The sequence below is a fragment of the Paraburkholderia sp. A1RI-2L genome (genome assembly GCF_048957375.1).
GTDB lineage: Bacteria > Pseudomonadota > Gammaproteobacteria > Burkholderiales > Burkholderiaceae > Paraburkholderia.
This window is the reverse complement of sequence record NZ_JARBTA010000001.1, coordinates 3,111,851-3,132,983: the sequence shown is the minus strand read 5'-3', so window position 1 is coordinate 3,132,983 and position 21,133 is coordinate 3,111,851. Positions and strand designations below refer to the sequence as shown.

Annotated in this window: 15 protein-coding genes and 1 pseudogene; 5 read left to right on the top strand and 11 right to left on the bottom strand. The window is 66.0% G+C overall.

From position 1 onward, the window contains the following. Positions 1–13: 13 nt before the first annotated feature. A complete protein-coding gene (locus PWP93_RS14365; RefSeq protein WP_421044906.1) occupies positions 14–4,714 on the bottom strand; it encodes a glutamate synthase-related protein in 4,701 nt (1,566 codons plus the stop codon). Positions 4,715–5,363: 649 nt separating this feature from the next. Then, positions 5,364–6,053, bottom strand: a pseudogene (locus tag PWP93_RS14360) (transposase); the annotation flags it as partial. A gap of 188 nt (positions 6,054–6,241) precedes the next feature. On the opposite strand from PWP93_RS14360, the gene PWP93_RS14355 reads away from it, so the two are divergent. Beyond that, complete coding sequence (locus tag PWP93_RS14355; protein ID WP_421024902.1) at positions 6,242–6,961, top strand: OmpW/AlkL family protein; 720 nt, start codon at positions 6,242–6,244, stop codon at positions 6,959–6,961. Positions 6,962–7,363: 402 nt separating this feature from the next. Then, positions 7,364–7,741, top strand: coding sequence for a DUF883 family protein (locus PWP93_RS14350; protein WP_421024903.1), 378 nt, complete (start codon positions 7,364–7,366; stop codon positions 7,739–7,741). Positions 7,742–7,831: 90 nt separating this feature from the next. On the opposite strand, the gene ugpQ is transcribed toward PWP93_RS14350, so the two are convergent. From ugpQ to pilM, 8 genes are all read right to left on the bottom strand, one after another. Further along, the gene (gene ugpQ / locus PWP93_RS14345) at positions 7,832–8,593 is read right to left on the bottom strand and encodes a glycerophosphodiester phosphodiesterase (protein WP_421044905.1); all 762 of its coding nucleotides are present in this window, start codon (positions 8,591–8,593) and stop codon (positions 7,832–7,834) included. Positions 8,594–8,624: 31 nt separating this feature from the next. Beyond that, complete coding sequence (locus PWP93_RS14340; protein WP_421045094.1) at positions 8,625–9,764, bottom strand: deoxyguanosinetriphosphate triphosphohydrolase; 1,140 nt, start codon at positions 9,762–9,764, stop codon at positions 8,625–8,627. A gap of 177 nt (positions 9,765–9,941) precedes the next feature. Further along, a complete protein-coding gene (aroB, locus tag PWP93_RS14335; RefSeq protein WP_421044904.1) occupies positions 9,942–11,024 on the bottom strand; it encodes a 3-dehydroquinate synthase in 1,083 nt (360 codons plus the stop codon). Between the two features lie 42 nt (positions 11,025–11,066). Then, on the bottom strand, positions 11,067–11,621 hold the full coding sequence (gene aroK / locus PWP93_RS14330; protein WP_421025280.1) for a shikimate kinase AroK: 555 nt from the start codon (positions 11,619–11,621) through the stop codon (positions 11,067–11,069). 150 nt (positions 11,622–11,771) lie between these two features. Further along, the gene (pilQ, locus tag PWP93_RS14325) at positions 11,772–13,442 is read right to left on the bottom strand and encodes a type IV pilus secretin PilQ (RefSeq protein WP_421044903.1); all 1,671 of its coding nucleotides are present in this window, start codon (positions 13,440–13,442) and stop codon (positions 11,772–11,774) included. Then, positions 13,439–14,335 carry a hypothetical protein gene (locus PWP93_RS14320; RefSeq protein ID WP_421044902.1) on the bottom strand — a complete coding sequence of 299 codons (897 nt, stop codon included), beginning with the start codon at positions 14,333–14,335 and terminating at the stop codon, positions 13,439–13,441. Before PWP93_RS14320 ends, pilQ begins: the two co-directional genes overlap by 4 nt. Beyond that, a complete protein-coding gene (locus PWP93_RS14315) occupies positions 14,332–15,030 on the bottom strand; it encodes a hypothetical protein (RefSeq protein ID WP_421044901.1) in 699 nt (232 codons plus the stop codon). The genes PWP93_RS14320 and PWP93_RS14315 overlap by 4 nt, the downstream gene beginning before the upstream one ends. Continuing rightward, positions 15,027–16,049 (bottom strand): type IV pilus biogenesis protein PilM, encoded by a 1,023-nt coding sequence (gene pilM, locus PWP93_RS14310; RefSeq protein ID WP_421044900.1) that lies wholly within the window; start codon positions 16,047–16,049, stop codon positions 15,027–15,029. The genes PWP93_RS14315 and pilM overlap by 4 nt, the downstream gene beginning before the upstream one ends. Positions 16,050–16,375: 326 nt before the next feature. Here pilM and PWP93_RS14305 point away from each other — a divergent pair, with 326 nt between their 5' ends. Then, on the top strand, positions 16,376–18,862 hold the full coding sequence (locus tag PWP93_RS14305) for a penicillin-binding protein 1A (protein ID WP_421044899.1): 2,487 nt from the start codon (positions 16,376–16,378) through the stop codon (positions 18,860–18,862). Positions 18,863–18,991: 129 nt separating this feature from the next. Here the strand turns inward: PWP93_RS14305 and cyaY are convergent, their stop codons facing one another. Continuing rightward, positions 18,992–19,309, bottom strand: coding sequence for an iron donor protein CyaY (gene cyaY, locus PWP93_RS14300; RefSeq protein ID WP_035531687.1), 318 nt, complete (start codon positions 19,307–19,309; stop codon positions 18,992–18,994). Between the two features lie 35 nt (positions 19,310–19,344). Here cyaY and lptM point away from each other — a divergent pair, with 35 nt between their 5' ends. Both lptM and lysA read left to right on the top strand, forming a co-directional pair. Then, positions 19,345–19,755, top strand: a complete 411-nt coding sequence (gene lptM / locus PWP93_RS14295; protein WP_421044898.1) for an LPS translocon maturation chaperone LptM — start codon at positions 19,345–19,347, stop codon at positions 19,753–19,755. Positions 19,756–19,791: 36 nt separating this feature from the next. Next, entirely contained in the window at positions 19,792–21,075 is a 1,284-nt protein-coding gene (gene lysA / locus PWP93_RS14290) for a diaminopimelate decarboxylase (RefSeq protein ID WP_421044897.1), read from the top strand. Positions 21,076–21,133 lie beyond the last annotated feature (58 nt).

Here is a 21,133-nt window from a genome sequence, read left to right as displayed (position 1 = left end):
GTCGTCGCGAAAATTAAGCGGCCAGCTCTTCCCGGTTCGCCTTCTTCGCGCCGAGCTCGCCCAGTGCGCGCTTGTATTCCGTCGGGAACACCTTCACGAACTGGCGGCGCGCCGCATCCCAGTTTTCCAGCAGCGCCTTCGCACGCGGCGAGCCGGTGAACTGGAAGTGACGCTCGACGAGTCCCTTGAGCAGCACTTCGTCGGTTTCGCCCGTGTGCCACAGCGCGCGGTCCACGGTGCGTTCCTGTTCGGCCTGTTGCAGGACCGGGTCGAGCGCGACCATCGACTTGTTGCACTTGCCGGCGAACGTGCCTTCCGGGTCGTAGACATAAGCCACGCCGCCCGACATGCCTGCCGCGAAGTTGCGGCCCGTCTCGCCGAGCACGACCACCGTGCCGCCCGTCATGTATTCGCAGCCATGGTCGCCCGTGCCTTCCACAACGGCCGTCGCGCCCGAGTTGCGCACCGCGAAGCGCTCGCCCGCCACGCCGCGCAGGAAGGCTTCGCCTTCGAGTGCGCCGTACAGCACCGTGTTGCCGCAGATGATGTTTTCTTCGGACTTGCCACGGAAGTCGTTGGTCGGACGGATGATGATCCGGCCACCCGACAGGCCCTTGCCCACATAGTCGTTACCGTCGCCGACCAGATCCAGCGTGATGCCGCGTGCGAGGAACGCGCCGAAGCTCTGGCCCGCCGTGCCCTTCAGCTGGATATGGATCGAGTCGTCGGGCAGACCGTCGTGACCGTACTTCTTCGCAACCACGCCCGAGAGCATCGCGCCCACCGTGCGGTTCACGTTGCGCACCGGCTGGATGAACGAGACGTGCTCGCCGCTTTCGATCGCGGCCTTCGCCTTCTCGATCAGCGTGTGATCGAGCGCGCGGTCCAGACCGTGGTCTTGCGATTCCACGTGCATACGCGCGACTTCGGCGCCCACTTGCGGCTGGTAGAACACGCGCGAGAAGTCGAGACCCTTCGCCTTCCAGTGCTCTACGCCCTTGCGGGTGTCGAGCAGATCGGCGCGGCCGACCAGATCGTCGAACTTGCGGATGCCCAGTTGCGCCATGATTTCGCGCACTTCTTCGGCAACGAAGAAGAAGAAGTTCACGACGTGCTCGGGCTGGCCCGAGAACTTCGCACGCAGCACCGGATCTTGCGTCGCGACGCCGACCGGGCAGGTGTTCAGGTGGCACTTGCGCATCATGATGCAGCCCTCGACGACGAGCGGCGCCGTCGCGAAGCCGAATTCATCCGCGCCGAGCAGCGCGCCGATCACCACGTCGCGGCCCGTCTTCATCTGGCCGTCGGCCTGCACGCGGATACGGCCGCGCAGCTGGTTCAGCACCAGGGTTTGCTGGGTTTCGGCGAGGCCGAGCTCCCACGGCGTGCCCGCATGCTTGACCGACGAGAGCGGCGAAGCGCCCGTGCCGCCATCATGGCCGGCGATCACGACGTGATCGGCCTTGGCCTTCGCCACGCCGGCCGCGACCGTGCCCACGCCCACTTCCGACACCAGCTTCACCGAGATCGACGAAACCGGATTCACGTTCTTCAGATCGTGAATCAGCTGCGCAAGGTCTTCGATCGAGTAGATGTCGTGGTGCGGCGGCGGCGAGATCAGGCCCACGCCCGGCACCGAGTAACGCAGCTTGCCGATGTATTCCGAAACCTTGTGGCCCGGCAGCTGACCGCCTTCGCCCGGCTTCGCGCCCTGCGCCATCTTGATCTGGATCTGGTCCGCCGACGACAGGTACTCCGCCGACACGCCGAAGCGGCCCGACGCAACCTGCTTGATCTTCGAGCGCAGCGAGTCGCCATCCTTCAGCGGGATGTCCGTCACGACTTCGGAGCCGATGATCGAGCGCATCGTGTCGCCGTTCTTGATCGGAATACCGCGCAGTTCGTTGCGGTAGCGCTTCTCGTCTTCGCCGCCTTCACCCGTGTTCGACTTGCCGCCGATGCGGTTCATCGCGACGGCGAGCGTGGCGTGCGCTTCGGTCGAGATCGAGCCGAGCGACATCGCGCCCGTTGCAAAGCGCTTGACGATTTCCTTGGCGGGCTCGACGTCGTCGATCGAGATCGCGCGCGCCGGGTCGAGGCGGAACTCGAACAGGCCACGGAAGGTCATGTGACGCTTGGTCTGATCGTTGATCAGATGCGCGTACTCCTTGTACGTCTGGTACGAGTTGCTGCGCGCCGAGTGCTGGAGCTTGGCGATCGCGTCCGGCGTCCACATGTGATCTTCGCCGCGCACGCGGTACGCGTACTCGCCGCCCGCGTCGAGCATGTTCGCGAGCACCGGGTTGTCGCCGAATGCGTCGTGGTGCAGGCGGATCGCTTCCTCTGCCACTTCGAACAGGCCAATGCCGCCCACCTTCGATGCCGTGCCCTTGAAGTACTTCTGCACGAGGTCGTCCGCGAGGCCGACCGCTTCGAAAATCTGCGCGCCCGTGTACGACATGTACGTGGAGATGCCCATCTTCGACATCACCTTGAGCAGGCCCTTGCCCACTGCCTTGGTGAAGTTGTAGACGGCCTTATCCGCCGACAGGTCGCCCTTCAGGCCCTGCGCCATCTGCGCGAGCGTTTCCATCGCGAGGTACGGGTGCACGGCTTCCGCGCCAAAACCGGCGAGCAGCGCGAAGTGGTGCGTCTCGCGCGCCGAACCTGTTTCCACAACGAGACCCGTGCTCGTGCGCAGACCGTGCTGCACGAGGTGCGAGTGGATTGCCGAGGTGGCGAGCAGCGCCGGAATCGCGACATTGCCGCGGTCCGCGCGGCGGTCCGAGACGATCAGGATGTTGTAGCCCGACTTGACCGCGTCGACGGCTTCCGCGCACAGCGACGCGAGACGCGCCTCGATGCCTTCCTTGCCCCAGGCCACCGGATAGCAGATGTTCAGCTCGTAGCTGCTGAACTTGCCGCCCGTGTACTGCTCGATCGCGCGGATCTTCGCGATGTCCTTGAAGTCGAGCACCGGCTGCGACACTTCGAGACGCATCGGCGGGTTGATGTTGTTGGTGTCGAGCAGGTTCGGCTTCGGGCCGATGAACGACACGAGCGACATCACCATGTTTTCGCGGATCGGGTCGATCGGCGGGTTCGTGACCTGCGCGAACAGCTGCTTGAAGTAGTTGTAGAGCGTCTTGTTCTTGTTGGACATGACCGCCAGCGGCGAGTCGTTGCCCATCGAACCGACAGCTTCTTCACCCGATGCCGCCATCGGCGCCATCAGGAACTTGAGGTCTTCCTGCGTGTAGCCGAACGCCTGCTGACGGTCGAGTAGCGCGGCGGCTTCGGCGCGCGCCGTGGCGACGTCTTCCGCCTTCGGCTCGATCTCGTCGAGCTTGATGCGCACGGCGTCGATCCAGCTCTTGTACGGCTTGGCGTTGGCGAGGTTGTCCTTGAGTTCCTTGTCGTCGATGATGCGGCCGTGCTCCATGTCGATCAGGAACATCTTGCCCGGCTGCAGGCGCCACTTCTTGACGATCTTCGACTCGGGGATCGGCAGCGTGCCGGCTTCCGAGGCCATGATGACGAGATCATCATCCGTGACGATGTAGCGCGCCGGACGCAGGCCGTTACGGTCGAGCGTCGCGCCGATCTGGCGGCCGTCGGTGAAGGCGATCGCGGCGGGGCCGTCCCATGGCTCCATCATCGCGGCGTGGTACTCGTAGAACGCCTTGCGGTTCTCGTCCATCAGCGTGTGCTGTTCCCAGGCTTCCGGGATCATCATCATCATCGCGTGGACTAGCGGGTAGCCTGCCATCACCAGCAGTTCGAGACAGTTGTCGAACGAAGCAGTGTCCGACTGGCCCGGGTAGATCAGCGGCCAGAGCTTGGGCAGGTCGTCGCCGAGCACGTGCGAGGCGATCGCGCCAGTACGGGCGTTCAGCCAGTTCACATTGCCCTTCACGGTGTTGATTTCACCGTTGTGGGCGATCATGCGGTACGGGTGAGCCAGCTCCCACGCCGGGAAGGTGTTCGTGGAGAAGCGCTGGTGCACGAGTGCGAGCGCCGAGACCACGCGCTCGTCTTGCAGGTCGCGGTAGTACACGCCCACCTGGCCCGCGAGCAGCAGGCCCTTGTAGACGATCGTGCGCGCCGAGCACGACGGCACGAAGTATTCCTTGCCGTGCTTGAGCTTGAGCGCCTGGATACGGTGGCTCGCAGTCTTGCGGATCACATAGAGCTTGCGCTCGAGTGCGTCGGTGACCATCACGTCCTTGCCGCGGCCGATGAAGATCTGGCGGATCAGCGGCTCGCTCGCCTTCACGGTGGGCGAGATCGGCATCGCATGGTCGACCGGCACGTCACGCCAGCCCAGCACGACCTGGCCTTCGGCGCGCACGGTGCGCTCGAGTTCCTGCTCGCACGCGAGACGCGAGGCGTGCTCCTTCGGCAGGAAGATCATGCCGACGCCGTATTCGCCGGACGGCGGCAGCGTCACGCCCTGGCGCGCCATCTCTTCGCGATAGAACGCGTCCGGAATCTGGATCAGGATGCCCGCTCCGTCGCCCATCAGCGGATCCGCGCCCACGGCGCCCCGGTGGTCGAGGTTTTCGAGAATCTTCAGACCTTGTTGAATGATTTCGTGGCTCTTCTTGCCCTTGATATGGGCGACGAAGCCGACGCCACACGCGTCGTGTTCGTTTTGCGGGTCATACAGACCTTGCGCGGCGGGCACCGCGGCGCGCTGCAGGTGATCGTTCATGGGGACACCGTCCAAGAGGGGCCAGGGGTGGCCGTTGATTCCGTACTTTTTAGTTTCCCGCCGCTTGCGTGACCGCTGTACGGCGTTGCGCGGGCGATGTTGGCTTCCCGCGTTGTGCGTCCAGGAGAGCCGAAAGGCGAATATACGCAACGAATCAAGAACATGCAAATAAAACCTGATGATTGATCCCCAATTATCAAGATGGTGCATCGCACCCATATTTTATTGGGGTCATATTTAATTCAGGCGAAATAAAACGGCACCCGAAGATGCCGTTTCTCTGGTAACCCATTGATCTGGAAGCGGATCAGTGCGTTCCTGTGCCGGGCTTGCGCTCATGATGAACCGGCGATGAACCAGAGCCGCTGCCCGAGCCAGACGACGCCGAACCCGACGAATGCCCCCCCGCACCACCCGTATTTGCCCCTGGCGTTGCGCCGGAACCACTCCCCGCGTGCGTACCTCCATGGCCTCCCGAATGCGCATCGGGATTCCCGCCAGCAGGCGGCGAATAATTGGGGTTCGATTGCCCGCCGGCATGGGACTGTGACACGTTTGGCGCCCCTGCGCTGCCGCCCGCGGCCGCGGTGGCTGCTGCGCCAACCGCACTGGCGGCCGGCGCGCCGGCCGCTGCAGACGCGGCGGGCGTCTCGCGCACCTTGCGCGGCCGCCCGCGCGGCAGCGGCGAGACGCGCCGGTTCGCGGAGCGCGAAGCCCACTCGCGATAGGTATCGCTGCCGAGCACCCAGCCTTTGAGCGTGGCCTGCATCAATTGCGTGGTCTCGCGCTCGTCGAACGGCTGCTCGCAGAGTTCGCGATAGGCGCGCTGGCGCTCGAACGGCGTGTTGCCGAGCGCCCAGTACAGCGGGTGGTCGGTAATGAGGCTATCCACCGTGAGCCCGATGTGATGTCGATAACTCGACCATCGGTAGTCTTCCGCTGCCGTCACGAGGTGATTGCGCACCGGCGCGAGCTCGACGACGCGGCTCGCGAGCAGGAAGAAACGCTCGCCCTCGATGACCGTGGCGCGATAACGCCCCTCCCAGAGCGTGCCGCGCCGGGCATAGCGGCGGTTGAAATGCGCCACGTAGCGTCTGCCGACCGCCTGCATCGCCTTGGGAAGGCTCGATTCGTCAGAGGGCGTGACGAGCAGTTGCACCGCACCGGGCATCAAGACCCAGGCGTGAACCGCCAGATGATGATCGCGCGCCGCCGCCTTCAGGCAGTCGATGAACAGTTCGTAATCCTGGTCGTCGACGAACGCGGGCTGCTGGTCCAGTCCGCGCAGAATCACATGCTGCGGCTGGTCGGGAACATAAAGACGTGCAAGCCGTGCCATGCTCGATTTTCCTGGTACGTTAGTAAATACCCGCATGCCCGCCAGGCCGCGCCAGCGCTCATTTTCGCGGGCATGACGGCTCGAGCGGAACGCTCGCGGCGCTTAGGGAAAAAGCTCTAACGGTCGTGTATGGTTTGTTGCAAACGTTGTGTTCATAATGAGCGGGCCTTTCATGGAGGAGCACATATATGAAATTAAAACAGGCGCTGGCAGCCACCGCCGCACTCGCCTGCGTGTCGGGGGCTTACGCACAATCGGCCAACACCTTCTACGTTACAACCGGATGGTTCCACTTCGCGCCGCAGGACAGCAGCGACCCGCTCAAAATCGACAGCGCGGGAGGCAGGCCCGTCAACCTCGCCATTCCGAACACAGGCGCCAGCATTAGCTCGTCCGACACACTGGGTCTCTCCTTCGGCTACTTCGTTACCGACCACATCGCAACTGAAGCCGAATTGGGCATTCCGCCGAAGTTCGATCTCTACGGCGGCGGCAGCTTCAACCAGTTCGGCAAGGTTGGCGAAGCGCGCCTGTGGAGCCCGGCACTGTTGCTCAAGTACTACTTCAACACGCCTGAAGCAAAATTCCGTCCTTACGCCGGCATCGGTTTCACGTATGTGTGGTTCACCGACGCGAAAATCACGAACCCCACATTCGAGCAAGGCGTACTTGGGGGTCCGACCAGTGTTTCGACGGATCGTTCCTGGGCGCCCGTATTTAATGTGGGCTTCAACTACAACTTCACGAAGCACTGGTTCGCTGGCTTCTCGCTCTCGTACATCCCGGTCAGTGTGATCGCCACGTTCGATACCACCGTCGCCAACCAGTTGGGCACCCAACGACGCTCCGAAGCCAAGATCCACCTGAACCCGCTCGTCACCTTCCTGAAGGTCGGCTACAACTTCTGAGCGCCCGCGCGCTTCGGAACACCCCGCGCCAGCCTTCCTGGCTCTGCTCTCCGTCCTGCCCTCACAGCAACCGACGGAGGGCGGCGCCTCCTACATCAACGGCGACTATCTCCTACATCTCGATTGGCTTTTCTTGATTCTATGCCTCTCGGAAAATCCGTGCTGTCCCCGTAATCATTTGTCGCAAACAAGATGCGCCGATTTGCTCTCCAGCCCCCGCTCGCGGGCCGCGAAGCCTCGCCAGGCGGGTCTTGCCGGCGAGCCTAAGCGTAATCCCGCCTGTACACCTCGGCGCGTCGGGCACCCGAAATGCGCAATACTTGAAGCCCTCCGCCCGCTGCGCCTCGCTTTTAGGACGCAGGCACGGCGGGCCCCCTGTGTTTTTAAACGACGGAGTCATTCATGAGCGCATTTCCGAACACGCGAGACGCCATCGGAGAATCGTGGACGCGCACGGGCCGCCATGCGCGCCGCATGGCGCGCCACGGCCGCAACGCGGCCGCCGACATCGCCGAAGAACTGCGGGATTTGCTCGCCGAACTGGAAACGACGCTGGGTGAAGGCACGCAAGCCGACGCTACCGCGCTGCGCGCCGATATTCGCAAGCGTCTGGATTCGGCACGCGAGCGCCTGGAAGTTGCACGCGCTTCCGCGCGCGAACGCACCGACGCAGCCATGGCCCAGGCCGACGACTACGTGCATGCCAACCCGTGGCAAGCCCTCGCCATCGTAGGCGGCGTCGCGCTGGTCGCAGGCGCGCTGCTTTCGCGCCTGCGCTGAAGTCGCACTGCGCGCCGCAAGCTCACCCGGGGTTGCGCACCGATGGGCTTGCGACCGGCCCGGCACCCCTCAGGGGTGCCTGAAACCGTGCTATCCGTCGAGCGCGTGCGGCCCGATCAGGTCGATGCGGTCAGTACAGATGATGTCCACGCCCCAGCTCACGAGTAGCCGCGCGCGCTCGAGGTCGTTCACCGTGTAGGCGAGAATATAAAGGCCGGCTTCCTTGATGCGGTGAACCAGTCCCTCGTCGAGATGCCGGTGACTCGCATGCAGCGAAACGCAACCGAGCGCGGCAGTCTGCTCGCGCCAGTCGTCGGGCACGCGCTCGACGAGCAGGCCGCGCGCCAGATCCGGAGCGGCATCGCGCGCCGCCGCGAGCGCCTCGGGCGAAAATGAGGAAAGCAGCGGCTGTACTGCGGACCTGTCTTGCCCCGACGCCCGCCACAGCCGCGCCGTCTCCGCTCCGACGATACGGCCCGTCTCCGCCTCCCGCCCCGGACACGGCTTGATCTCCACATTCGCCGCCAGGCCTTCCTCGCGGCAGCACTGCGCCACCTCGGCGAGCGTCGGCATGTGCTCGCCTTCGAAGCGCGAATCGCACCAGCTGCCCGCATCGAACGCCGCAATCTTCGCATAGCGCAGTTGCGCCGCCGCGCCGCGCCCGTTCGAGGTGCGCTCGACGGTGTCGTCGTGCAGCAGGAACGCTACGTTGTCGGCCGACAGCTTGGCGTCGAACTCCACCATCGTGTGTCCGAACCCGGCGCCGACGCACAAGCCCGCCAGCGTGTTCTCAGGTGCGAGCGTACCGCCGCCGCGGTGCGCGGCAACGCGCGGATACGGCCAGTTATTCATCGTCTGGACTCCGGATTCAAGACAGGGGCGCTCAAACCTCGTCGGACACGACGAAGAGGCGCCGGTATTCCTTGAGGGCATAACGGTCGGTCATGCCCGCGATGTAGTGCGCGATCTGGCGCGGTTGCGAGGCTTCGTCATGGGTTTGGTACGCGGGGGGCAGCAAGCGCGGATCGTCGGAAAACGCCTCGAAAAGACCCTTCACGATGCGCTGCGCCTTGTTCGCCATGCGCATCACGCGGTAATGCCGGTACAGGTTACGGTACAGAAACCGCTTGAGCGCGGCGGCCTGGGCTGCAACACGCTCACTGTGCGCGACGATGGGCGGCGCAGCGCGCACATCGCCCAGCGATTGCGGCGCGAGCCTCGCGAGATTGCGGCTCGTCTCGTCGATCAAGTCGACGATCAGCGTGTTGATGATGCGCCGCACGATCTCATGCACGAGGCGCCGCCCCTCTATTTGCGGGTACTCGGCGCGCGCGGCTTCGTAGTGCATTTGCCAGAGTTCGACCTCGGCGAGCTGCTCGATGGTGAGGAGCCCCGAACGCAGCCCGTCGTCCACGTCGTGATTGTTGTAGGCGATTTCGTCCGCGATGTTGGCGATCTGCGCTTCGAGCGAAGGCTGGCGCCCGAGCAGGAAACGCTCGCCCAGTTCGCCGAGCTGCCGCGCGTGCTCGCGCGAGCAGTGTTTGAGGATGCCTTCGCGTGTCTCGAAGCACAGATTCAGGCCGTCGAACGCGCCGTAGTGCTCCTCGAGCTCATCAACGACGGCGAGGCTCTGCAAGTTGTGCTCGAAGCCGCCGTGCCCGCGCATACATTCGTTGAGCGCGTCCTGGCCCGCATGGCCGAACGGCGTATGGCCGAGGTCGTGCGCGAGCGAGATGGCCTCGACGAGATCCTCGTTCACGCGCAGGTTGCGAGCGACCGAGCGGGCGATCTGCGCGACTTCGAGGCTGTGCGTGAGCCGCGTGCGAAAGAGATCGCCCTCGTGGTTCACGAACACCTGAGTTTTGTATTCGAGCCGCCGGAACGCTGTGGAATGGACGATGCGGTCGCGGTCGCGTTGAAACTCGCTGCGCGCGGCGGGCGGCGGCTCGGCGAACCGGCGGCCACGCGATTGCGCGGAACGTGCCGCGTAGGGCGCGAGTCCCGCTTCGAGATCGACGGGCACACCGACAACGCCCGGCGCGTGAACGCAGTCCGGACCTGCGCGCTCACCGGGATGTTCACCTCTAATGTCGCTGCGGGTGTCGCTCAACGGTTCCTCCGCAAGGATCGCATCTGGGGCGGCCGCGGCCTCTCGGGCACGGACCGCGCAAGCTCAGGCCGCCAGCTTCAGGCCCTTGAATCAGCCCTTCACGGCGGCGGCCAGCGTCGCCTGCACGGCTTCGTCGGGCGCGCGGCCGATATGCGTCTTCCCGAAGCGCTCGAGCAGAATGAACTTGATCGCGCCGCCCTCGGCTTTCTTGTCGACCTGCATGAGATCGACATAGCGCGCCGCGCCCAGCGCCGGGGCCACGATGGGCAGATTCGCCGCCTTGACCACGCGCACCAGCCGCTCGCGCGACGCTTCGTCGAGCATGCCGAGACGCACCGAAAGATCAGCCGCCATCACCATGCCGCAGCCCACGGCCTCGCCGTGCAGCCACTCACCATAGCCGAGGCCCGCTTCGATCGCATGGCCGAACGTATGCCCGAAATTCAGGATCGCGCGCAAGCCGCCTTCGCGCTCGTCGGCGGCCACCACCGATGCCTTGATCTCGCACGAGCGCTTCACCGCATGCGCGAGCGCCTCCGGCTCGCAGCGGTTGAGCGCCGCCACGTTCGCCTCGATCCATTCGAAGAATTCGGCGTCCGCGATCGCCCCGGTCTTGATGACCTCGGCCACGCCCGCCGCGAGTTCACGCGCCGGCAGCGTGCGCAGCGCGCCGATATCGGCAACCACGGCCTGCGGCTGATAGAACGCGCCGATCATGTTCTTGCCGAGCGGATGGTTGATGCCGGTCTTGCCGCCCACCGACGAATCGACCTGCGAGAGCAGCGTCGTGGGCACCTGGATGAACGGCACGCCGCGCATATAGCAGGCGGCCGCGAAGCCCGTCATGTCGCCGGTCACGCCGCCGCCCAGCGCGATCAGTGTGGTCTTGCGGTCGGCGCGCGCGGTAAGCAGCGCGTCGAAGATCAGGTTGAGTGTTTCCCAGTTCTTGTACGCCTCGCCATCGGGCAGCACGACCGTGTGGACGTCCTTGCCAAGCGGCGCGAGCGCAGCGCGCAACTGGTCGCCATAAAGCGGCTCTACGACCGTGTTGGTCACGATGGTCACCGACTTGGCGGCGATATGTGGCGCGAACAGCGCCGTCTGGCCAATGAGGTCTGTGCCGATGTGGATGGGGTAGGCGCGGTCGCCCAGTTCGACGTTGACGGTAATCATGCGAGGCATTCGTTCAGGGTGGGTGACACGAGCAGGAACGCCCTACTCGCTCGCCGGGGTTCGAGCGACGCCGGCCATGTCGAGCTGCATCAACACCATGTTGACGAGGCCGTTCACGGACGGGCGGCCGGTCTCGATCACGAAGTCGGCGACCTCGCGATAAAGCGGATCGCGCTGCGCGTAAAGCGCTTCGAGCCGCCCCTTGGGGTCTTCGGTCTGCAGGAGCGGCCGGTTCTTGTCGCGGCGCGTGCGCAGCCAGAGGTCGTGCGGATTCGCGCGCAAATAGACGACGAAACCCCGCTCCTTGAGCGCCGCGCGGTTCTCGGGCCGTAGCACCGCGCCGCCGCCCGTCGCCAGCACGATGCCTTCGCGCGCGCTGAGGTCGTCGATCACGTGCGCCTCGCGCTCGCGAAAGCCCGCTTCGCCTTCCAGCTCGAAGATCACCGGAATGCGCGCGCCCGTGCGCGCCTCGATCTCGTGATCGGAGTCGAAAAACGGACGCTCAAGCCGACGCGCGACCGCCCGGCCCACGGTCGTTTTGCCGGCGCCCATGAGCCCTACGAAAAATACATTGGCGTTTGCGTCCCGCACTTGCAGCGTTTCCTACGAAAGGTTGGTGCCGCAGCTTACTGGCAAAGCGGCGGCGTTGTCGAGCCTGCAGCGCCCACGGTCCGGCCCTTTTCGGGAGTCCTCGCGGCGCTGCATTAATTGAGACCAAACCCAGCATCTTACGCCCGCCCGTATCGTTCAATCTCCGCTGACCACGCGCGGCGTGATGAACACCACCAGTTCGCTGCGTCGGTCACGATGCGCGCGATGCGAAAAAAGCGCGCCCAATAACGGTATTTTGCCCAGGAGCGGCACCCGCGTCACATCGTCCCGGTCATCGGTCGCATCGATGCCGCCAATCGAGACCGTTCCGCCGTCCTCGATCTCCACCCGCGTCTGCACGTGCTTGGTGTGAATCGCCGGCCCTGCGGCGGTTTGCTCGCCCACGCTGTCCTTGGCCACGTCGAGATCGAGAATCACGCGGCCATCCGGCGTGATCTGCGGCTCGACCTCCAGCTTCAGCGTGGCGCGGCGAAATTGCACGCCCGAGACGCCCTGTCCGACTTTCGCCTGATACGGCAACTCGGTGCCCTGCTCGACGACAGCCTTGGTGCGGTCGGCGGTCACGACGCGTGGACTGGATACCACGCGCCCTCGCCCTTCGGCTTCCAGCGCGCTCAACTCGATGTCGAGCAGGCGGGTCGCGCGCGCGGCGAGCAGCGTGAGGCCGAGTTGGGCGGCGTCGAAACCGGAGAGCGGCCCTGCTGGCAAGTCGTAGACCGCGCCGACCGCATCGCCGTGCAGCCCGCGCGGGACGCCATCGGGATTGGTCGGATAGAGCCCGAGCCGCACGCCCAGCTCGCGCGACAGACCTTCGTCGCCTTCGACGATGCGCGCCTCGATCAGCACCTGGCGCGCGGGCGCATCGAGGCGCTGGATGAGCCGCGCGATCTGGTCGAGACGCGCCGGCAAATCCGTGATGAACAGCAGATTCGTGCGCGTGTCCGCCACGGCAGCGCCCCGCTTCGAGAGCGCGCGCTGCGTGCCCGAGCCGGTGAGGAGCCGGCGCAGGTCCTCGGCGCGCGCGTACTGAAGCTCGAACGTGCGGCTCGCAAGCGGCTCCAGTTCGGCGGCGCGCGCGTGCGCTTCGAATAGCTGCCGCTCACGCGCCGCCATGTCTGCCGCAGGCGCGACCCAGAGCACACGGCCTGTGCGCTCCATGGCGAGGCCGTTCGACACGAGCAGCAGATCGAATGCGGCACGCCATGGCACACGATCGAGCCGCAGCGTGACCTGGCCACGCACGCGCTCGCTCGCAACGATGTTCAGCTTCGTGAACTGCGCGAACGCGTGCAGCACAGCCGTGAGCTCCGCGCGCTGAAAATTGAGCGAAATCGGGCGATCGGGCGGCAGGCCATCATCGTCCGATGCTGCGCCGCTCAAGCGGGCAGGTGGACGCAGCGGCACCGGTGGCCCTTCGAGCGGTGGTGGCGCCTCGAGCGCAGCCGGCACTGCCGCACGCTGCGCTACTGGATCGCCGCCCTCACCCTCGGCAGCACCGGGTAGCGAAGCATTATCTGCGCCGTTTTCGGGCGCGAACGGATTCGCGACCCAGCCTGGCGGAGCAGCGGACTCGCCGCCCGTTCCGCCAGCACCGAGCGGTGGTTGTGGCGGCAGCGGCGGCGCCTCATAACGCGCCACCGGCGCGGCAGCCTGGCGCCACGCCGGCAGCGGTGGCGGCACAGCGCCCTGTGCGATGGGCACTGCCTGCGCCATCGATGCAAGCACCCAGCTCAGCCAATGGATCGTGAGGCGCTCCGGGGCCCGAAGCCGGCTTTCGTCAGAACACACCGATTGCCGGGATTTCATTTGGTGTCCTCCGCCCAGCCCAAGGTATGCGTCGCGCCATCGAGCGAGAGCACGATGCGCACCGGATCCACGCTCGACACCCGTGCGCCCGCAAGCGTGGCGCCGGTCTGCACGGCCACCGTGCCTTCGGCGGTTTCAACCAGCGCAACGGCTCGCCCGCGCTCCACCAGCATGCCGGACAAGCGCATCGCAGCGTCGCCCTGTATCCCCGCAGCGCCCTGAACGCCGGGGAACCCACTTCCGAACGGATCGGCAAGCGTGCCGCCTTCGTCGCCATTGCGCACAGAGGCAGCAGCGGGCAGTCCGTCGAACACCTGCAGCATGGCCGAGATCGCGAGGCTGCCTCCGCTGCGCCTGACTGAGAGTTCGCTGGGCACCACAAGCTCGGGCAACGTCGCTAGTCCGCCGAGGAAGGCCGACAATTGCCCGAAGCTACCCAGCGCGACCAGCTTCGTCGTGCGGAACGCCGGTGCCGGGGCACTGCCCGAAGCCGCTGGCTCGAGCGCGATCAGCACGAGCCCGGCCTGCGCCGCGAGCTGCGAGATGCCGCGAATATCACCGGCGGCGCTGCCCTCGCGCTCGCGCTGCGGCCCGTCTTGTGCGTCGCGCTGCAAAGCCGGCAGGCGCGCCAGTGTTTGCCGCGCGCCCGCGAGTCGCGCATGGGCATCGGCAAGCGCGGATTGCGTCGCCTGCACGCCGCCCACGTCCAGGACCACACACACGCTGCTCACCAGACACATAGCGAGCACACCAAGCACCGCAGCGACCACGGCGCTGCGCCGGCCGCTCCACGCGTGTATGGGCCGCCAGCCGCGCAAGCGCGTGGAGAGCACGCCGCCGTGCGTGCTTTCGCGCCCAAACGGGCGGGCGCGCATCGCCAGCGCGGCCATCATTTCGCCTCCTTCGCGCTCACGCTACGCGCCGTGCTGGCCGCCTTCGCCGCCGCGCCTTTCCACATCAGCCGCACGGCCACACGAATCGGCGCACGGGCTGGCACCATGCCGCGCGACGCACCAGGCGGAACGCGCTCGCGCATGAGCCCAGGCTGCTGTGCACGCTTCAATTCGCGCACGTCGACGGCCTCGACTCCCGGGATCGCGTGCAGGCTTGCGAGCCATGCCGCGGCTGCCGCCTCATCGGTCGCGCTTGCGTGCAACTCCGATTCTTCGGCACGTTGCGCAAGCTGCTCGAGGGTCACGCCCACCGTGCGCGCCCCCGACAACGCATCTATGAGCGCAAACACGTGTGAAAGCGGCTTCGCCCGCTGCTGCGCTTCGGAACGTGCGGCGCGGCGCCTGTCGGCTTCGCGTTCGAGCTTGTGCGCAAGATCCAGCGGCACCGCCAACCGCGCGAATTGTTGCTCTACCGCCTCGCGGCGCACCTCGATTCGCGTGCGCTCGAACATTTGCCATCCGGCTACGGCGCTGCCGCATGCACAGCCCACGGTCAACGCCGCCAGCCACTCGAACGCGCGGCGACGGCGCAAGCGCCGCATCGCGGCGGGCCGCCATGGCAGCAAGTTGAATCCACCGCTCCACGCTCCCGGCACGGCGCTCTGCTCGCGCACGCTACCCGCTCGCAAGCTCATTCGCTCACCCCGCGCATGGCGAGGCCGAACGCGACGGCACACGACGGATCGTGCAGCAGATTGGCGTCGAGCGGGTGTTCGATGTCTGCGAGCGGCGCGCACTCGAACGGCAGCACAGGAGTGCCGAGCACGTCGCCGATATCGGCGAGCGAAAGATGCGCACCGTGCAGCAAGCCGAGGTCGCCGGCCACGAACGTGCAGCCGGTTTGCCCGTCGCCCGCCAGATCGCGCAGCGCTTCGACCAGATCGGCGTGCTCCAGCGCCGGAAAACGCATGGTTCGCACAACGGTCTCTTCGGCAACGAACCAGCCGTGCACGCCGTCCGCGCCGATCCACAACGCCACCCACGCCTCGTGCGGCGACAACTCGAACTCAGCGGCATGACGCATCGCGCGCAGTGCCGCATGCGCCTCGTCGTCTACGGCGCATAGCGTGACGCCCGCCATCGCCGCGCATTCGATGCGCGCCTCCAGATGGGCACGCGCCGTGGCCGCAATCGTCACCTGGGTTTCGTGCGCGGACGCTACGCCGCACTCCAGTGCAAGCGGGCCCACACGCCAATCCACCGCCAGCTCGGCGCGCTCGACACCCGACACGCGCTCCGCCTCGGCGAGCACGAGCGGCTCGAGCTCGGCGTAAAGGCCTGAAATGTCCGGCCGGTCCATCCCGCCGGTGCGGCTGCTCCCCTCCACAGACGCCAGCCGCGAGAGCGGCATGGATGCCAGCAGCGTCGCGCCGGCGGGCAGCGCCATCGCGCAACGCAGAGTGGCCTGCGCACAAACGGATGGCAGCGCGCCGAACACCTCCTGCAGCGCGCCTGCCAGCGCCTGACGATTGACGATCTCGGCGCCCGAGAGCGCCTCGCGCGCAATCGGCGCACGGCCCAGCCATTCGATGCGCAACGGCCCGCCGCCGAACACCCGCTGACTCAGAACAACCAGCGTGACGCCACGCGCGCCCACATCGACGCCCGCAGCAAAGCGGCGCGCACCCAGCAACAGCGGATTGAGCAAGCTCATCGCATTCCTCCCATGTGCGTCGCGCCGCGAACCATTCGTGACGCGCTCAGGGGGAAATTGTGCGAAGCGGCGCTTGCCGCGCACACTCGTCCGGATGGCCAATCCGTGCATGCCGTGGCTTCGTGTCGACCGGTACAACCGAATACAACCGACTGCGACCGTCATGCGATCTTCTCGCACATGCGAGACACGGCTAGAGTGCGTCTATGCCGCGTGGCCGTCCCGCTCGCCTCGCTCCCACCCGGCCTCGCCCATCCGGCGTAAGCATTCCGAAAGCACGCCTGGGCAGGCGGCTATAATCGCGGGACTGTTTTTCCGGTGTCCGTATGCACGAAGCTCTGCCTCCCTCATCCGTTCCGCCGTCCACGCCGCCCGCGCCGCCCAAACGCAAGCGGCCGTGGTGGCTCAAGCTGCTCATCGGCACTGCCGTGCTGATCGTGGGCGCGGCCGCCAGTGCGGCGCTCGTGCTCGGCTATGCGCTCATCGTCGCTACCCCGAACCTGCCGTCGCTCGACGCGCTCACCGACTATCGGCCGAAGGTGCCGCTGCGCATCTATACGCGCGACCACGTGCTGATCGGCGAATTCGGCGAGGAACGGCGCGATATCGTCCATATCCAGGACGTGCCCGATAACCTCAAGAAAGCGATCCTCGCGATCGAAGACGCGCGCTTCTACGAGCACGGCGGCGTCGACCTCACGGGCATCGCGCGCGCGGGCTTCGTCGCGCTCACCAATGGCCACGCCTCGCAGGGCGCGAGCACGATCACCATGCAGGTGGCGCGCAACTTCTTCCTGTCGAGCGAGAAGACCTACACGCGCAAGATCTACGAGATGCTGCTCGCCTACAAGATCGAGTCGAAGCTCTCCAAGGATCAGATTCTCGAGGTGTACATGAACCAGATCTATCTGGGACAGCGCGCCTACGGCTTCGCGAGCGCCGCGCGCGTGTACTTCGGAAAGGATCTGAAAGATCTCACGCTCGCCGAATGCGCGATGCTCGCGGGTCTGCCCAAGGCGCCCTCGGCGTACAACCCGGTCGTCAATCCGAAGCGCGCCAAGGTGCGCCAGGAGTACATCCTCGAGCGCATGCTGGAACTGCACTACATCACCCAGCAGCAATTCGATGCAGCCGCGCAGCAGCCGCTCGTCGTCAAGGGTGCGGGCAAGGAATTCAGCGTGCACGCCGAGTATGTAGCGGAAATGGTGCGCCAGATGATGTACGCCCAGTATCACGAAGAGGCGTACACGCGCGGACTGAGCGTCGTCACGACCATCGATTCGGCCGATCAGGATGTCGCCTATCGCGTGCTGCGCAAGGGCTTGCTCGATTACGAGCGGCGGCGCGGCTATCGCGGGCCCGAAGCGTTCATCGAACTGCCCGCCGACGCGGACGACCGCGAGCAGGCCATCGACGACGCGCTGCTCGAGCACCCCGACAACGGCGAGCTCGTCGCGGCCGTGGTCACCTCGGCGAGCCCGAAGCAGGTGCAGGCGACCCTCATGGACGGCAACACGGCCACCATCACCGGCGACGGCCTGCGCTTCGCGCAATACAACCTGAGCACGCGCGCGCAGCCGAATCAGCGCATTCGCCCGGGCGCCATCATCCGTATCATGCGCAATAGCGCCGGACATAACGCCGCTAACAGCTCCGCAAACAGCGCGGGAAGCAGCGCCGGCGAATGGTCGATCACGCAGTTGCCGCAGATCGAAGGCGCGTTCGTCTCGGTCGTGCCGCAAGACGGCGCGATCCGCGCACTGGTGGGCGGCTTCGACTTCAACAAGAACAAGTTCAACCACGTCACCCAGGCATGGCGCCAGCCGGGCTCGAGCTTCAAGCCGTTCATCTATTCGGCTTCGCTCGACAAGGGGCTCGGGCCGGCCACCATCATCAACGACGCGCCGCTCTTCTTCAGCGCCGCCGAAACGGGTGGCCAGGCGTGGGAGCCGAAGAACTACGGCGGCGGCTTCGACGGCCCGATGACCATGCGCACCGCGCTCATGAAGTCGAAGAACCTTGTATCGATCCGCATCCTCAACCACATCGGCACGAAGTACGCGCAGCAATACATCACGCACTTCGGCTTCGATGCGGACCGCCATCCCGCCTATCTGCCGATGGCGCTCGGCGCGGGTCTCGTCACACCGCTGCAAATGGCCGGAGGCTATTCGGTGTTCGCCAACGGCGGCTACCGCGTGAATCCGTACCTGATCGCCGAAGTCACCGATCAGCGCGGCATGGTGGTCGCGCAGGCGCAGCCGCTCGTGGCAGGCCAGAACGCGCCGCGCGCGATCGACCCGCGCAACGCGTACATCATGAACAGCCTGCTGCAGAGCGTGGCCCAGCGCGGCACGGGCGCGAAGTCGAACGTCCTGAAGCGCACCGACCTCGGCGGCAAGACCGGCACGACCAACGACTCGCGCGACGCCTGGTTCGCGGGCTATCAGCACACGCTCGCGGCCATCGCATGGATCGGCTACGACAATCCGCGCAGCCTCGGCGACAAGGAAACCGGCGGCGGCCTCGCGCTGCCCGTGTGGATCGAATACATGCAGAAGGCGCTCAACGGCGTGCCCGAATACAAGATGCCGATGCCCGATGGCATCGTCACCCTCGGCGACGAGCTTTATTATGCCGACGCCACGCCGGGCCACGGCTTCGTCTCGACGGTCGGCATCAGCCAGGCCGCGCTCGACGCCCAGACGAGCGGCGCCGCGGGCATGGGCGGTCAGGCAGGCGCAGGTTCGGCGCCCGAGCAGGTCAACGCCAAGGAGAAGGAAGACATCATGAATCTGTTCCGCGGCCATTGAGCACGCTCAGCACCATGAAGAACGGGCACCCGAGGGTGCCCGTTTTCACGTTGAGCGCCTGACCACTTCGCCGCTCGACCGCTTCACCGCGAGATTCGCAGCGGCATTCAAAGCGGCATCATGGCGACGTCACGGCTTGAACGTGACAGGCTCGCCCGCCTGCTCGCTCGCGTAGGCCGTGAGCGCCGAAAAGAACTCAGTGCCCGTGCGAGTGTCGCGCCATTCGCCATCGATAAAACGATAATGAAACCCGCCCGCTTTCGCCGCGATCCAGATCTCGCGCATCGGCGGCTGCAGATTCACGATGATCTTCGTGCGATTTTCGAATTCGAGTGTCAAAACGTTGCCGCTGCGCTCGAGTTCGATATCGGCCTCGGCCTCGTCGGCGACGCGCTCCACCGCCGCCAGCACGGCCTCCGCGCGGCTCAGGTAGTCACTATCTGGCATGCTAAACTCCACCGGTTAATCATTCAGGGACAATTATGCGTGTCAATTCCAGGATGCGCGCACCGGCATCCCGCGTATCGACGCCCCGCGTATCGACGCCCGGCGCAATTCTAGCTGCTTTCGCGATCGGCGCTGTAGCCGCGCTTTCGTTGGCAGGCTGCGGCCAGAGAGGGCCGCTCTACATGCCCACGGTGCCACCGCTCCCGCAGAAGCCGAATTTCGAGACGCAAACCGGCGACAACGCACAGCCGACGCCCGCCACCGAGCGGCCCGCATCGGGCATACCGGCGTCGGGCATACCGGCATCGGGCGCGCAAGCCGGCGAGCTTCCCGACACATCGGGCACGCCGCTTTCGCTGTCCCCGGATGCCGAACTCAAATCCGTGCCCGCCAGCGGCGCGCAGCCCGATATGCAACCTGCTTCCGCCGCAACCCCGGTTCAGTAAGCCGCAAACCCGCACCGACTTCAATCAGACGCTCGCATGACCCAGCCCGCTTTTCATCGCGCCTTTCACCGTGACAACGGCACGCTCTTCGTCGAAGGCGTGTCCGCCGCCGACCTCGCCGCGCAGTACGGCACTCCACTCTACGTCTACTCGCGCGCGGCGCTCACTGCTGCATGGCACGCCTACGCCGACGCGTGCGCGGGCCGCCGCGCCACGGTGCACTTCGCAGTCAAGGCGAACAGCAACCTCGCGGTGCTCAACGTGTTCGCGCGCGAAGGCGCGGGCTTCGACATCGTCTCGGGCGGCGAACTCGCCCGTGTGCTGGCAGCGGGCGGCAAAGCGGCAAACACGGTGTTCTCGGGCGTGGGCAAGCATCCCGACGAAATGCGCTTGGCGCTGGAAGCAGGCGTGAAGTGCTTCAATGTCGAGTCGATTCCCGAGCTCGACCGTCTGAACGCCGTCGCTGGCGAACTGGGCAAGAAGGCGCCGGTTTCGCTGCGCGTGAACCCGGACGTCGACGCGAAGACGCATCCGTACATCTCCACGGGCCTGAAGTCGAACAAGTTCGGCGTCGCGTTCGACGAGGCGCGCGCGACCTACCGCGCGGCGGCAGCCATGCCGAATCTGGACGTGGTCGGCATCGACTGCCATATCGGCTCGCAGATCACCGAAGTCGCACCGTATCTCGACGCCATCGACAAGGTGCTCGAGCTCGTCGACCAGATCGAGTCGGATGGCGTGCACATCCATCACATCGACGTGGGCGGCGGCCTCGGCATTCGCTACGACGATGAAACACCGCCCGATGTCGGCGCATTCGTGCGCACCGTGCTCGATCGCATCGAGGCCCACGGGGCGAAGACCAGCAGGACCCGCGAGGTGTACTTCGAGCCGGGCCGCTCGCTGGTCGGCAATGCAGGCATCCTGCTCACGACCGTCGAATTCCTGAAGCCCGGTGTGGAGAAAAACTTCGCGATCGTCGACGCTGCGATGAACGATCTCGCGCGTCCAGCCATGTACGAGGCGTATCACGCCATCGAGCCGGTTACCGAGCGCGCTGACTCCGCGCAGACCTGGGACATCGTCGGCCCCGTGTGCGAGAGCGGCGACTGGCTCGGCCGTTCGCGCACGCTCGCGATCGAGGCCGGCGACGTGCTCGCGATCCGCTCGGCGGGCGCCTACGGCTTCGTGATGAGCTCGAACTACAACACGCGTCCGCGCGCGGCCGAAGTCCTGGTCGACGGCGCGCGCGCGCACGTCGCGCGCGAACGCGAGACGGTGCAGCAACTGTTCGCCGGCGAGCATCTGCTGCCGGATTGAGCACCGTGTCGGGCGCAAAGCGCCCGCATTGAATGCAAAAAGCGACGCCTCTCGTGCG